General features: G+C 74.6%; 14 protein-coding genes. 4 read left to right on the forward strand and 10 right to left on the reverse strand.

Features of this window, described 5'->3' with window-relative positions; all coding sequences use genetic code 11:
* Nucleotides 1-831: a membrane protein insertase YidC gene (gene yidC, locus FHR77_RS08600; protein ID WP_167259703.1), complete on the reverse strand. Its 831-nt coding sequence runs from the start codon at nt 829-831 to the stop codon at nt 1-3.
* Between the two features lie 72 nt (nt 832-903).
* Nucleotides 904-1212, reverse strand: a complete 309-nt coding sequence (locus tag FHR77_RS08605) for a DUF6412 domain-containing protein (RefSeq protein ID WP_167259704.1) — start codon at nt 1210-1212, stop codon at nt 904-906.
* A 166-nt stretch (nt 1213-1378) separates the two neighbouring features.
* Here FHR77_RS08605 and FHR77_RS08610 point away from each other — a divergent pair, with 166 nt between their 5' ends.
* Both FHR77_RS08610 and FHR77_RS08615 read left to right on the forward strand, forming a co-directional pair.
* Nucleotides 1379-1936 (forward strand): TIGR03086 family metal-binding protein, encoded by a 558-nt coding sequence (locus FHR77_RS08610; RefSeq protein WP_056056495.1) that lies wholly within the window; start codon nt 1379-1381, stop codon nt 1934-1936.
* A gap of 73 nt (nt 1937-2009) precedes the next feature.
* Nucleotides 2010-3710 carry a long-chain-fatty-acid--CoA ligase gene (locus FHR77_RS08615; protein WP_167259705.1) on the forward strand — a complete coding sequence of 567 codons (1701 nt, stop codon included), beginning with the start codon at nt 2010-2012 and terminating at the stop codon, nt 3708-3710.
* 12 nt (nt 3711-3722) lie between these two features.
* Here the strand turns inward: FHR77_RS08615 and lepB are convergent, their stop codons facing one another.
* The 3 genes from lepB to FHR77_RS08630 all read right to left on the reverse strand — a co-directional run bounded on the left by lepB (nt 3723) and on the right by FHR77_RS08630 (nt 6324).
* Nucleotides 3723-4358, reverse strand: coding sequence for a signal peptidase I (lepB, locus tag FHR77_RS08620; protein WP_167259706.1), 636 nt, complete (start codon nt 4356-4358; stop codon nt 3723-3725).
* A gap of 74 nt (nt 4359-4432) precedes the next feature.
* Nucleotides 4433-5350 (reverse strand): oxygenase MpaB family protein, encoded by a 918-nt coding sequence (locus tag FHR77_RS08625; RefSeq protein WP_167259707.1) that lies wholly within the window; start codon nt 5348-5350, stop codon nt 4433-4435.
* A 155-nt stretch (nt 5351-5505) separates the two neighbouring features.
* A complete protein-coding gene (locus FHR77_RS08630; RefSeq protein WP_341777289.1) occupies nt 5506-6324 on the reverse strand; it encodes an SDR family oxidoreductase in 819 nt (272 codons plus the stop codon).
* Between the two features lie 72 nt (nt 6325-6396).
* On the opposite strand from FHR77_RS08630, the gene FHR77_RS08635 reads away from it, so the two are divergent.
* A complete protein-coding gene (locus FHR77_RS08635; RefSeq protein WP_167259709.1) occupies nt 6397-8079 on the forward strand; it encodes a long-chain-fatty-acid--CoA ligase in 1683 nt (560 codons plus the stop codon).
* Between the two features lie 52 nt (nt 8080-8131).
* Here FHR77_RS08635 and FHR77_RS08640 read toward each other — a convergent pair whose 3' ends face one another.
* From FHR77_RS08640 to FHR77_RS08660, 5 genes are all read right to left on the reverse strand, one after another.
* Nucleotides 8132-9808, reverse strand: coding sequence for an ABC1 kinase family protein (locus FHR77_RS08640; protein WP_167261238.1), 1677 nt, complete (start codon nt 9806-9808; stop codon nt 8132-8134).
* Between the two features lie 71 nt (nt 9809-9879).
* Nucleotides 9880-10413: a PadR family transcriptional regulator gene (locus tag FHR77_RS08645; protein WP_056056499.1), complete on the reverse strand. Its 534-nt coding sequence runs from the start codon at nt 10411-10413 to the stop codon at nt 9880-9882.
* A gap of 180 nt (nt 10414-10593) precedes the next feature.
* Entirely contained in the window at nt 10594-10848 is a 255-nt protein-coding gene (locus tag FHR77_RS08650; RefSeq protein WP_167259710.1) for a hypothetical protein, read from the reverse strand.
* The gene (locus FHR77_RS08655) at nt 10845-11144 is read right to left on the reverse strand and encodes a hypothetical protein (protein WP_167259711.1); all 300 of its coding nucleotides are present in this window, start codon (nt 11142-11144) and stop codon (nt 10845-10847) included. Before FHR77_RS08655 ends, FHR77_RS08650 begins: the two co-directional genes overlap by 4 nt.
* A 47-nt stretch (nt 11145-11191) precedes the next feature.
* Nucleotides 11192-11641, reverse strand: coding sequence for an SRPBCC family protein (locus FHR77_RS08660; protein ID WP_167259712.1), 450 nt, complete (start codon nt 11639-11641; stop codon nt 11192-11194).
* 226 nt (nt 11642-11867) lie between these two features.
* On the opposite strand from FHR77_RS08660, the gene FHR77_RS08665 reads away from it, so the two are divergent.
* Nucleotides 11868-12692, forward strand: coding sequence for a DUF4184 family protein (locus tag FHR77_RS08665; protein ID WP_167259713.1), 825 nt, complete (start codon nt 11868-11870; stop codon nt 12690-12692).
* Nucleotide 12693: the final 1 nt, after the last annotated feature.

The following is a 12693-nucleotide window of genomic DNA, read 5'->3' on the forward strand; positions in this document are numbered from 1 at the left end:
TCAGGCAGGGGCGGGCCCTCCGTCGTTGCCTCTGACGGGCACCGCGCCTCCCCCGGTCCGCGGCGCCAGGGCCCGGCGGAGCACCGCCCGTTCGAGCAGGGTCCAGGAGGCGCTGGTCACGAGGTAGAGCGCGGCGGCCAGCGGGGCGAAGGCCGCGAAGACGAGGCTGACGAACGGCAGCACCCGCAGCATGCCCGTCATGCCCGGCACGGCGGCGGGGCCCGCGGCACCGGCAGCACCGGCAGCACCGGCAGCACCGGGCAGCGGTGCCGCAGTCGGCCCCGCCGCCCGCAGCGAGGCGCGCCGGGTCAGCTCGACGACGACCGCGAGCACGGCGAGCAGCACGAGGTACGGCCACACCGTCGCGAGGCCCGCGCCGAGGGCCACGGGCAGGTTCGCCCCCAGCACGGCCCCGCCCAGGGTGTGGCCCAGCAGCTCGTTCGCGTGGCCCGCGATCGTCGGGTGGGCGAAGAGCGAGTAGACGGCCATCAGCACCGGGGCCTGGGCGAGGGTCGGGAGGCAGCCCGCGAGCGGCGAGACCTTCTCCGAGGAGTACAGCTCCATGAGGCGGCGGCTGCGCTCCTGGGGGTCGGTGACGCGGCGGGTCAGCTCGGCGACGCGGGGCGCGAGACGGCGTCGGCCGATCTCGGCGCGCACCTGCGAGACCCCGACGGGCACCAGCACGAGCCGGACGACGACGGTGAGCAGGACGACGGCGAGCGCCGACGAGAGGTCGCCCACGGCGGGCTCGGCCAGGGCGGCGAGCAGGGCGACGAACGAGTGGAGGCCGTCGAGGACGACGGCGACGGGCGGGAAGGCGGACAGGTCCACGGAGGGGCTCCTCGGTCAGAGAGACGGGTGACGTCGTCTGGCCGCCGCGACGGGTCGCGGGTGAGCGTCGGGTCAGGCGGCCGGGAGCGCCCGGCCCGGAGCGCGGGCGCGCACGTGCCCGTCCGCGTCGGGGTCGCGCTGGAACACGAGGAGGCGCACGTCGGCCCCCTCGCTCAGCACCCGTCGCGCGGGTGCGGGCGCGAGGCCGCACAGCGCCAGCAGGGCACGGCCCAGCCCGGTCGCCACGAGCACCGTGGCCGCGCCGAGCAGCGAGACGACGACCGCGGCGGAGGCCGGGCCGCCGCCCTGGGCGGCGAGGGCCTGCACCACGTGCTCGAGCGGCGCGAGCACGCGCGCCAGGAGCTCGAGCAGGGTCGTCATGCGAGCGACCCTAGCCGGTGAGGCGCTACCGTGGCGACTGTTCCGCTGAGGGCCGACCTCGGGAAGGCCGCCGCGCCTCCGGCGGTTGGGCCCCAGCAGACCGCGACACCGCTCCGCCGCCGGCGCCGTCGGTGGTCGTGACGCCCCTGCCTCGAGAGGACGCCCCATGACCGTCGACTGGATCACCCTGCAGCAGCGCGCGCACGACGAGTTCGCCCGACGGGTGGAGGCGGTGGCCGACTGGGACGCCCCCACGCCCGACACCGAGTGGCGGGTCCGTGACCTCGTCCGGCACGTGACCCGCGAGCAGCAGTGGGTGCCGCTGCTGCTTGACGGCGGCGACCCGTCGGCCTCCGAGCGCTCGATCGAGCCGCTCGACGACGACCTCGTCACCGCGTGGCACCGCTGGTCGTCGGCCGCGACGGCCGCCTGGGCCGAGGCCGACCCCGAGGCGCCCGTCCGCCTGAGCGCCGACGTCGTGCCGGCCCGGGAGTACCTCGCCGAGCAGGTCGCCGACGTCACCATCCACACCTGGGACCTCGCCCGGGCGATCGGCGCCGACGAGAGCCTCGACGACGAGCTCGTGGCGGCCGTGTGGACGGTCTTCGAGCCGCAGGCCGACGCCCTCGAGGCCTCCGGGCTGTTCGCGAGCCCGGTGCCGGTCGACGACGACGCCCCGCTGCACGTGCGGCTGCTGGCGCTGACCGGGCGCGACGCGCGCTGACCGAGGGGGCAGGCCCGGTCCGCCCTCGGCGACCACGCAGCTTCCCCCGCCCCCGGGCTGGTTCGATGGCCGCATGAGCTCCGACACCGCGCCCGACCGCCCCTGGCTGCACAGCTACGCCCCGGGCGTCCCCGCCGACATCGAGCCCGTCACCGGCACCCTCGTCGACCTCATCGACGACGCCGTCGCCGCGCACCGCGGCCGCACCGCGCTCGAGTTCTTCGGGCGGGAGACGAGCTACCGCGACCTCGGCGACGAGATCGCCCGGGCCGCCGAGGGCCTCCGCAAGCTCGGGGTCGGGGCCGGTGACCGGGTCGCGATCCTGCTGCCCAACAGCCCCCAGCACGTCGTCGCGTTCTACGCGGTCCTGCGCCTCGGCGCGGTCGTCGTCGAGCACAACCCGCTCTACACCGACCGCGAGCTGCGCCACCTCTTCGAGGACCACGGCGCGACCGTGGCGATCGCGTGGGACAAGCTGGTCGACCGCCTCCGGGCGCTGCCGAGCGACATCGGCTTCCGCTCGCTCGTCTCGGTCGACGTCACGCGGGCGATGCCGCTGGCGACCCGGCTGGCCCTGACCCTGCCGGTGCCGGCGGCCCGGAAGTCGCGCGAGGCGCTCACCTCCCGCACCCGCGGCGACCTCACCTGGCCCGAGCTCGTGTCGTCTCGCCCCCTGCGGCGCCGGCACCCCCGCCCCGCCCTCGACGACGTCGCCCTGCTGCAGTACACGAGCGGCACGACCGGCTCGCCGAAGGGGGCCGTGCTGACGCACCGCAACCTGCACAGCAACGCCGTGCAGGGGCGCGCCTGGGTGCAGGGCATCCGCGAGGGCGAAGAGACCGTCTACGGCGTGCTGCCCTTCTTCCACGCCTACGGCCTCACCCTGTGCCTCACCTTCGCGATGAGCATCGGCGCCCGCCTCGTGCTCTTCCCGAAGTTCGACGTCGACCTCGTGCTCAAGGCCGCGGCGAAGCACCCGCCGACGTTCCTGCCCGCCGTGCCGCCGATCTACCAGCGCCTGGCCGAGGCGGCGGCGGAGCGCGGCGTCGACCTGAGCAGCGCCCGCTTCGCGATCTCGGGGGCGATGAACCTGCCCCTGTCGACGGTGACCGCGTGGGAGGGCGTGACGGGCGGGATGCTCGTCGAGGGCTTCGGCCTCACCGAGACGTCTCCCGTCGCGCTCGGCAACCCGATGGGCCCGACGCGACGCCCGGGCACCGTCGGCGTGCCGTTCCCGTCGACGGAGGCGCGGGTCGTCGACCGCGACGCCCCCGACCCCGAGCGCCCGGTGACGCCGGGCGCGGCCGGTGAGCTGATCCTCCGGGGCCCCCAGGTGTTCCAGGGGTACTGGAACCGCCCCGACGAGACCGCCGAGGCCTTCCTGCCGGGCGGCTGGTTCCGCACCGGCGACATCGTCAGCATGAGCGCCGACGGGTACGTCACGATCGTCGACCGCATCAAGGAGCTCATCGTGACCGGCGGCTTCAACGTCGCCCCCTCCGAGGTCGAGGAGGCCGTGCGCGGCGCCGCGGGCGTCGCCGAGGTCGCGGTCGTGGGCATCCCGCGCGCGGGCGGCGGCGAGGACGTCGTCGCGGCCGTCGTGGCGAGCCCGGGCGCGACGATCGACCCCGAGGCCGTCCGCGACCACGCCCGGGAGCAGCTCGCCGCGTACAAGGTGCCGAAGCGCGTCGTCGTCGTCGACGAGCTGCCGCGCTCGCTGATCGGCAAGGTGCTGCGCCGCGAGGTGCGCGACTCGCTCATCGCCGGGCGCTGAGCCGCGCCTCGGCTACAGCCCGCCCCAGCGGGAGATCGGCCAGACGATCACGAAAGCCCGCCCGACGACGTGGTCGAGCGGCACGAACCCGTCGTAGGGCCCGCTCTGGTGCAGCCGGGAGTCGGCGGAGTGCGCGCGGTTGTCGCCCATCACCCAGATCGCGCCCTCCGGCACGGTCACGTCGAACGGGATGGTCGACGCGGGCCCGTCGGGGTCGGCCAGGTACGGCTCGTCGACCGGCTCGCCGTTCACGAGCATCCGCCCCTCGGCGTCGCAGCACGAGACCGTGTCGCCCGGCAGCCCGACCACGCGCTTGATCAGCTCGTCGTCTCCTCCGACGCTCCCGCCGGGCAGCCAGCCGCCCGGGTCGTGGAAGACGACGACGTCGCCGCGGTCGAGGTCGACGAGGTCGGGCACGAGCTCGTTGACGATCACCCGGTCGTCGATCATCAGCGTGTCCTCCATCGACGCCGACGGGATGTAGAACGACCGCACCAGGAAGGTGCGGACGCCCCACGACACGAGCAGCGCCACGAGCACCACCACGACGATGTCGCGCAGCCAGCGCCACGACGAGCCGGGGCGGGCAGGAGGCGCGGTGCCGGCCCCCGAGGTCGCCGTCGTCCCCGGGCCTGCCGTCTCGCTCATGCCGTCATCCTGCCAGGGCGGAGCCGCCCGTCAGCTGCGCGTCGGTCGACCCCGACCACGTCGCACGGAGTGGCTCAGGCGGCGGTCCAGCCGAGCCGCTCGAGACGCGCCAGCGCGTGCTCCTCCGCCACCGGGCGGGCCCCGAGCACGCCGCCGATCGCCCCGAGCATCGCCTGCGCCGGGCCGGCGGTCGGCAGCGCGACGGGGCCCAGGTGGGGAGGCTGCAGGTCGAGCAGCTCGCGGAACCGCGGCTGCAGGGTGCCGACGGCTCCGTTGAACAGCACGGGGTAGCCGAGCCTCAGCACGGGGAAGAGCGGCGGTCGCCGGATGAACCGGACCACCTCGTCGGTCCGCGCCGTGCGCTCGAGCACGCCCCGGCGGTCGAACTCCATCAGCTGGTGCTGCATCTCGGCGACGGTCCGGGGCGGGTCGACGACTCCCATCAGCTCGCCGGCCGTGGCCCACTCGCGCACGTAGGCGTCGGGGCCGCCCGGCACCTCGCCGTGCCCCCACTGCTGGAACGCCGCGAGGAAGGAGTCGGCGAAGGCCATGTGCACCCAGCTGAGCAGCTCGGGGTCGTTGGCCGCGTAGTCGTGGCTCACGCCGTGGCGGTCGTCGTACTGCCCGACGACCTTCGTGTGCAGCCGGGTGACCCAGCCCGACGCCCGCGTCGCCGCCTCGCGGCTGCCGTACGACACGGTGTAGATCCAGCGGATCGTGCCGGCCAGCCGCCCCAGGGGGTCGTCGCGGAACCGCGAGTGGTCGTGCACCCCGGCGAGCGCCCCCGGGTGGAGGGCCTGCACGAGCAGCGCGCGGACGCCCGCGGCGATGGTCGACATCGAGCCGTGGACGGCCCAGACGGCCGACCCGGGCAGGAAGAAGCCCTCGTCGTCGCCCTTCTCGAGGTCGGTCACCCACTCGGGCGTGCCCGTGTACTGGCCGTTGAACGTGTACTGCAGGCGGGCGCGGAGCGGCTCGGTGAGGGCGGGCATGCACCGATCATGCGCCGCACGTCTGGGCGCGGGGGCCACGCGGGCGCCTTCTGTCTCGACGTCGAACCGCCTGGCCGGCACCGCGCCTCCTCGACGGGCCCACCGCGGTCGTGCGGGAGCCCGCGAGGAGGCGCGGTGCGGTCGACGCGGCAGGCTCAGTTCCCGTGCGCCTCCTCCGCGACGGGCTGCCACTCGCGCCAGGTCGCGAGGCGCTGCTCGTAGTCGGCCTCCGCGATGCCGAGGGGAGCCTTGCCGAAGAAGACGCGGAGGGGCGGCTGCTCGGCGTCGACGACCTTGAGGATCGCACCGCGCGTGGCGTGCGGGTCGCCCGGGTCGGCCGCCGAGGGGCGCCTCGACGCGGCCTCGCGCACCTCGGCGTAGGCCTCGAGCTCGTCGCTGCGGGAGGCCGACGGGCCCGACCAGTCGGTCGAGAAGCCGCCGGGCTCCACGAGCGTGACGTGCACGCCGAAGCCGGCGACCTCCTGCGAGAGCGCCTGGCTCATGCCCTCGAGCGCCCACTTCGACGCGTGGTAGATGCCCACGGTCGGGAAGGCGCTGACGCCTCCGATGCTCGAGACCTGCACGACGTGGCCGCTGCCCTGGGCCCGGAGGATGGGCAGGGCGGCCTGCGTGACCCACAGCGCGCCGAAGAAGTTCGTCTCGAGCTGGGCCCTCGCCTCCTCCTCGGTGAGCTCCTCGACCATGCCGAAGTGGCCGTAGCCGGCGTTGTTGACGACGACGTCGAGCCGGCCGAAGTGGTCGGCGGCGCGCTGCACGGCGGCGACGTCGGCCTCGCGGTCGGTGACGTCGAGCTCGATCGGCAGGAAGGCGTCGGGGTACTGCTGCACGAGCGCGTCGACGGTCTCGAGCCGGCGGGCGGTGCCCGCCACGCGGTCACCGCGCTCCAGCGCGGCCTCCGCCCACTCGCGGCCGAAGCCCTTCGACGCCCCGGTGATGAACCAGACCTTGCTCACGGTGTTCCTCACGTCGTGGTGACCGCCTCGGGTGGGGGCGGCCCCGATCATCCAACGCCGTAGAGTGGCCCGGTGACCATCGAGACCCCGCGTCCCTGGCTGACCTCCTACGCTCCCGGCGTCCCCCACGACATCGAGCCCGTCACGGGCTCCCTCCTCGACCTGGTGGAGGGCTCGGCGAAGAGCTACCCGCGGGCCGTGGCGCTCGAGTTCTTCGGGGCGACGACGTCGTACTCCGAGCTCGTCGAGCAGATCAGCCGGGCCGCCGAGGGCCTCCGCGGCCTGGGCGTCCGCCACGGCGACACCGTCGCCCTCGTGATGCCGAACAGCCCGCAGCACGTCGTGGCGTTCTACGCGGTGCTGCGCCTCGGGGCCATCGTCGTCGAGCACAACCCGCTCTACACGCCGCGCGAGCTGCGCCACCAGTTCGAGGACCACGGCGCCAAGGTCGTCGTCGCGTGGGACAAGGTGGTCGAGACCCTCCAGGACTTCCCCGCCGACGTCGCCCCCGACGCGATCGTGTCGGTCGACGTGACGCGCGGCATGCCCCTCGCCACCCGGGCGGCCCTGCGTCTGCCGATCTCGAAGGCCCGCGAGTCGCGCGCCAAGCTGACCACGAGCGTCCGGGGCACGACGCCGTGGGAGAAGATCGTGGGCTCGTCGCGCATCAAGGCGAAGCACCCGGCGCCCTCGACGGACGACCTGGCGGTCATCCAGTACACGAGCGGCACCACGGGCACCCCGAAGGGCGCCCAGCTGACCCACCGCAACCTGCTCGCCAACGCCGCGCAGTCGCGCGCGTGGGTGCCGACGATCGAGCGCGGCCGCTGCACCGTCTACGCGGTGCTGCCGATGTTCCACGCCTACGGCCTCACGCTCTGCCTCACCTTCGCGATGAGCATGGGCGCCCGCCTCGTGCTGTTCCCGGCCTTCGACCCGGCCCTCGTGCTCAAGGTCATGAAGAAGCGGCCGCCGACCTTCCTGCCGGCCGTCCCGCCCATCTACACGCGCCTCCGGAAGGCCGCCGACGACGCCGGCGTCTCGCTGCAGGGCGTCGAGGTCGCGATCTCGGGCGCGATGCCCCTCTCGGCCGAGGTCGTCGAGCCGTGGGAGGCCGAGAGCGGCGGCTGGCTCGTCGAGGGCTACGGCCTGTCGGAGTGCTCGCCCGTGCTGATGGCCAACCCGGTCGGGCCCACCCGCCGCGCCGGCACGGTCGGCCTGCCGCTGCCCGGCACCGAGGTGCGCGTCGTCGACCCGGAGAACCCGACCGTCGACGTGCCGGCCGGCGAGAGCGGCGAGCTGATCGTGCGCGGCCCCCAGGTCTTCAGCGGCTACTACCGCAAGCCGCAGGAGTCGAACGAGGTCTTCGTCGACGGCGACTGGTTCCGCACCGGCGACATCGTCACGATCGACCCGGACGGGTTCGTGCGCATCGTCGACCGCATCAAGGAGCTCATCATCACCGGCGGGTTCAACGTCAGCCCCTCCGAGGTCGAGGAGGTGCTGGTGCGCTTCGACGGCGTGACCGAGGCCGCCGTCGTCGGCCTGCCGAGCCCCGGCGGCGAGCAGGTCGCCGCGGCCATCGTCGTCGAGTCGGGCGCGAGCGTCGACGTGCAGGCGCTCCGTACCTTCGCGCGGTCGCACCTGACGCCGTACAAGGTGCCCCGCCGCATCGTCGTGGTCGACGAGCTGCCGAAGTCGCTGATCGGCAAGACGCTGCGCCGCAAGGTCCGCGACCAGCTCGCCGACCGCTAGCCGGGGAGCCGGGCTCTGCCCGGGCTCCCGGCGCTGACCGGGCAGGCCTGAGCTACCCGGGCAGCCGGCCCGCGAGCAGGGCGTAGAGCAGCGGCACCGCCGACGCGGCCATGAGCACCGTGCCGAGGCCGTCGTCGCCGGTGCGCAGCACGGCGCCGGCGATGAGCAGGCCCGCGAAGAGCACGGCCGCGAGCACCCGGCGGGCCGTCCGCTCGATGCGACCGAGCTGACGCTCGATGCGCGGGCTGCCGACCTCCAGCGTGCCGTCCTCCAGGCGCGTGACGAGGTGGTCGAGCCGACCGGGCAGCCGGACGGTGACGTCGGCCGCGGCGAGCACCCGTCGTGCGACGTCCTGCACGGCGTTGCCGCGCTCGTCGCGGACGAGCTGCGCCGCGTAGGGCTCGACGGAGTCCCAGAGGTTGAAGACCGGGTCGAGGGCGCTGGAGACGCCGGAGGTGAGGGTGACGGCGCGGAGCACCAGCAGGAAGTCCTCGGGGAGCTGGAACGGCAGGGCGCGGATGAGGTCGCCGAACTGGCCGGCGAACTCGCGGTACTCCCGAGGGTCGACCTCGCGCAGCTCGGCGAACCCCATGCCGCCGAAGCGGGCGAAGGTCGCGCTGACCGCCCGCTCGAGCTCGCGGGTGTCGGCGCTGGGCAAGAGCACCCCGAGGTCGCGCATGGCGTTCACCATGCCGCTGCCGTCGCGGGAGGCGGCGGCGATCAGCAGCGTGCGCAGGCCGTTCCGGGTGCCGGTGGGCACCTCCCCCATCATCCCGAAGTCGATGAAGGTCAGCCGCCAGGGGCGTTCCCCCTCGGCGGCGGCCACAGGGGTGACGAAGATGTTGCCGGGGTGCGGGTCGGCGTGGAAGAAGCCGTTCGTGAAGAGCTGGTCGAACATCACCGCGGCGAAGACGGGGGCGACCTCGACCGGGTCGATGCCGGCGGCGCGGAGGCCGTCGACGTCGGTGATCTTGATCGCCGAGACGTCCTCGAGCACGAGCACCTTCCGCGTCGAGCGCTCCCAGACGACGTGGGGCACGCCGACCCGGTCGTCGTCGGCGAAGTCGGCCGCGAAGCGCGCCGAGTTCGCGGCCTCGTTGAGGTAGTCGATCTCTTCCAGGCTCGTCCGCGCGAACTCCTCGACGAGGGCCGGGGCGTCGACCCGGTCGGAGACCAGGCGGACGTGGCTCAGCCAGCCGCCCACCTTGCGCAGCGCGGCGAGGTCGACGTCGACGATCCGGTCGATGCCGGGCCGCTGCACCTTGAGCACGACGTCGACGAGCCCGGTGTCGGCGGAGTCGACCGCGCCGAGCGTCGCCCGGTGCGCCTGGCCGAGGGAGGCGGCGGCGATCGGCTCGGGAGAGACGGCGGTGAAGACGCGGTCGAGGGGCATGCCCAGCTCGGCCTCGGCGAGCGCCCGGATCTCGGGGAACGGCACGGGCGTCACTTCGTCTTGCAGGCCCTCGAGCTCCTTCGTGATCTCGGGCGGGAGGACGTCCAGGCGCGACGAGATGTACTGCCCGACCTTGATCATCAGCCCGCCGAGGTCGAGCGCCAGCGCGTGGAAGCCGCGTGCGAAGCGCTGCATGCGTCGGGCGCGGGTACGCTCGGCGACCCAGCGCAGGCCGAACCTCGGCAGCACCAGCTCGAACCACCAGGTCACGGCGAGGTGACGGGAGGCGAACCGGAGGATGCGCCGGTACCGGGCCCGCCCCGCGCGGTCGCGCAGGGCGTCGCCCGGCTCACCGGCTCGGGCTGAGGCTGTGGGGGTCGGGAGGGGGGCGGTCGGTGCCACCCGCGTCAGTCTCGAGCGAGGATCGAGTAGATGCGGCGACGGGCCTCGTCGAGGGCCGCCACCGCCTCGTCGATCTGCGCGGCGGTGCCGGTGCGGCCCACCTGCGCCGTGGCGCGGGCGAGCTCGATGCCGGCCTTGGGCAGGGCGGTGCGACGGTCGCCGGAGGAGCGCGGGGCGGACCACGGGTCGGACGGGTCGACGCCCGCGGCGGCGCGGCCGGTGTCGGTCAGCGAGTAGACCTTGCGGCCGTCGGTCTCCTCCGCGACGACGAGGCCCTCGTCGGCGAGCAGCTGGAGGGTCGGGTAGACGGAGCCGGCGCTGGGCTTCCAGTCGCCGCCCGTGCGCTCCTCGATCTCGTGGATGACCTGGTAGCCGTGCATCGGCCGCTCGGCGAGGAGGGCGAGGATCGCCGCGCGGAGCTCGCCGCGCGGGGCGCGGGCGCCGTCGCGGCGGTCGAAGGTCGACCGGAGCTGGTCCATGGCCTGCCACATGCCGTCGAGGTCGACGGGGAACGAACCGGGTGTGCGCGAGGTGCTCATGATGATCTCCAGTCGAGGGTCGAGCGATGCCCGAACGATATACCTGGACCCCGACACGGAGCCGGGCGGGCGCTCAGGCTGGCACCGCGCCTCCCGCGCTCGGCCCCGCCGTCGCCCGAGCGGTAACGAACGGCGCCTCTCGCCCCCTCCGGGCAGCAGTTCGCGACCACTCGGGGGCCCTCAGTCGCTCGGGACGAGCTCCCGGTCGGCGTCGGGGTCGAAGCCGTCGTCGTAGCGGTCGACGTCGAGCTCGACGGCCTCGATGCGGAACTGGTCCAGGAAGCGTCGGAAGCCCGGGTCGAAGCGGAGGCGACGGGCGGCTCTGCGGGCCTCGCCCTCCGAGCGGAAGAAGCCGATCTGCTTGACGTCGACGAGCGGCCACTCGGTGTGCGACCCCCGCGGGCGGAGGTGCGTCAGCGACCAGACCCTCGTCATTCCTCGCGCCCCTCGGCGTCGTACGAGAAGAAGCCGCCGACCCAGGCGGGGCTGTCGACCGGCCATCGCTCGACGCGGAGGGGCTCCACCTCGTCGACGGTGCCGAGGCGCCCGTCGAAGCCCCGCTGGGTCCGGGCGCGGTCCGCGGCCGCCCGGGCGCGTGCCCTCGTCGAGTACACGCCGAAGAGGCGGGGGAAGGCGACCTCCTCGTAGTCGTGCACCGTGGCGGTCCAGTAGTGCACGACGGCCCACACGAGGCGCGGTCTCGGCGCAGGGCGCTCGGCGGGTCGGCTCATGGGCCCAGGGTAGGGCGACGGCGCGGCGGGCGACGACGGAGCGTGGGCTACGACGCGGGCAGGCCGGCGGCGAGCTCGTCGAAGAAGCCGGCCCAGCCGGCGGTGGTCGCGTCGCGCTGCTCGGGCGAGAAGCCCGGCGTCTGCTGCGTGAAGCGCATGCGCGTGCCGCCGTCGACGGCGGCCAGCTCGACCACCATCGTCGCGCGAGCGGGCGACGCCGGGTCGTCGGTGAGCGTCAGCTCGAGGCGCTCGTCGGGCACGACGTCGACGAACTCGCCGGCCCAGCTGAGGGCGTTCCCGTCGGGCAGCACCATCGTCGCCGACCAGGCACGCCCCGCGACGGCCTCGTAGTCGAGGGCGTCGAGCGGCACGTCGACGGCCGGGCCGCCGAACCACCGCGCGAAGTCGGCGGCGGTCGTCCAGGCCGAGAACACGGCGGCGGGAGGCGCGGTGAAGGTCCGGACGATCTCGACGCCCTCGGCAGCCTGGTCGCTCATCGGGGGTGCTCCTCGTTTCGGTGGCGGTGGCCGGGGCGGGCGACCTGCCGGAGTCGGTGGTCGGCCCTCGCAGGCCTGGTGGCAGTGTCCCAGGCCCCGGCCAGCCGCGCCAGTGCCGCGCGACCGCACGTGCCCACGCGCGCCCGCGCCCTGCTCAGCCCTCGGGAGGACACGGTCCCGCCCTGGGGAGGACGACTCCGGGCCGCCCGGCCCGCGACCATGGGCCGTGCCCTTCACCCCCAGCCACGCGGTCGTCGCCCTGCCGTTCGTCCGGAGCCCGCTGCCCTTCGGCGCCGTCGCCGTCGGGTCGATGGCGCCCGACCTCCCGCTCTTCTTCCCCGTCGGCGTGACCTACGAGACCACCCACGGCGTCTCGGGCCTGCTCGTGGTCTCCGTGCCGCTCGGGGCGCTGCTCTACCTGGTGTGGCTCCGGGTGCTGCGACCCGGCGCCGGAGTGCTGCTGCCCCAGGTCGTCGGCACGCGCCTCCCGCGTGCCTGGACCGTGCCCGGAGCGGTCTCGCCCGGCCGCCTCCTCAGGGTGCTCGTCGCGGTCGTCATCGGCGTGCTCACGCACGTGGGGTGGGACGCCTTCACCCACCCCGGGCGGCTCGGCAGCACCCTGCTGCCCGCCCTGGCGGAGCCGTGGGGCCCCTTCGTCGGCACGCAGTGGGCCCAGTACGGCTCGTCTGTCGTCGGGCTCGCCGTGCTCGCGGTCGCCGCGGCGCGGTACCTGCGCCGCGTACCGGTCAGCGCTCGGCCTCGAGCGTCGCGGACGCGGACCGTCTCGTGGTGGCTCGCCGCGGCCGCCCTGGTCACGGGCCCCGTGGCCGTGGCGGTCACCCGCGGGCTGCCGTCCGACGTCGGCACGGCGAAGTCGTTCGCGTTCTTCGCGGGCACGGCCTCGGGCGCGCTCCTGCTGCTGCTGGCCGTCGGGGCGTCCGTCGCCGTCCAGCTCGGACGACGCGTCGGAGGGCGCGTCGCAGGGCGCGTCGACGGCGGCACCACCCCCAAAGAGCCGTTTGACGGTCGAGACGATGGCGCTGCAGCATGAC

Source organism: Frigoribacterium endophyticum (genome assembly GCF_011759585.1).
GTDB lineage: Bacteria > Actinomycetota > Actinomycetes > Actinomycetales > Microbacteriaceae > Frigoribacterium > Frigoribacterium endophyticum.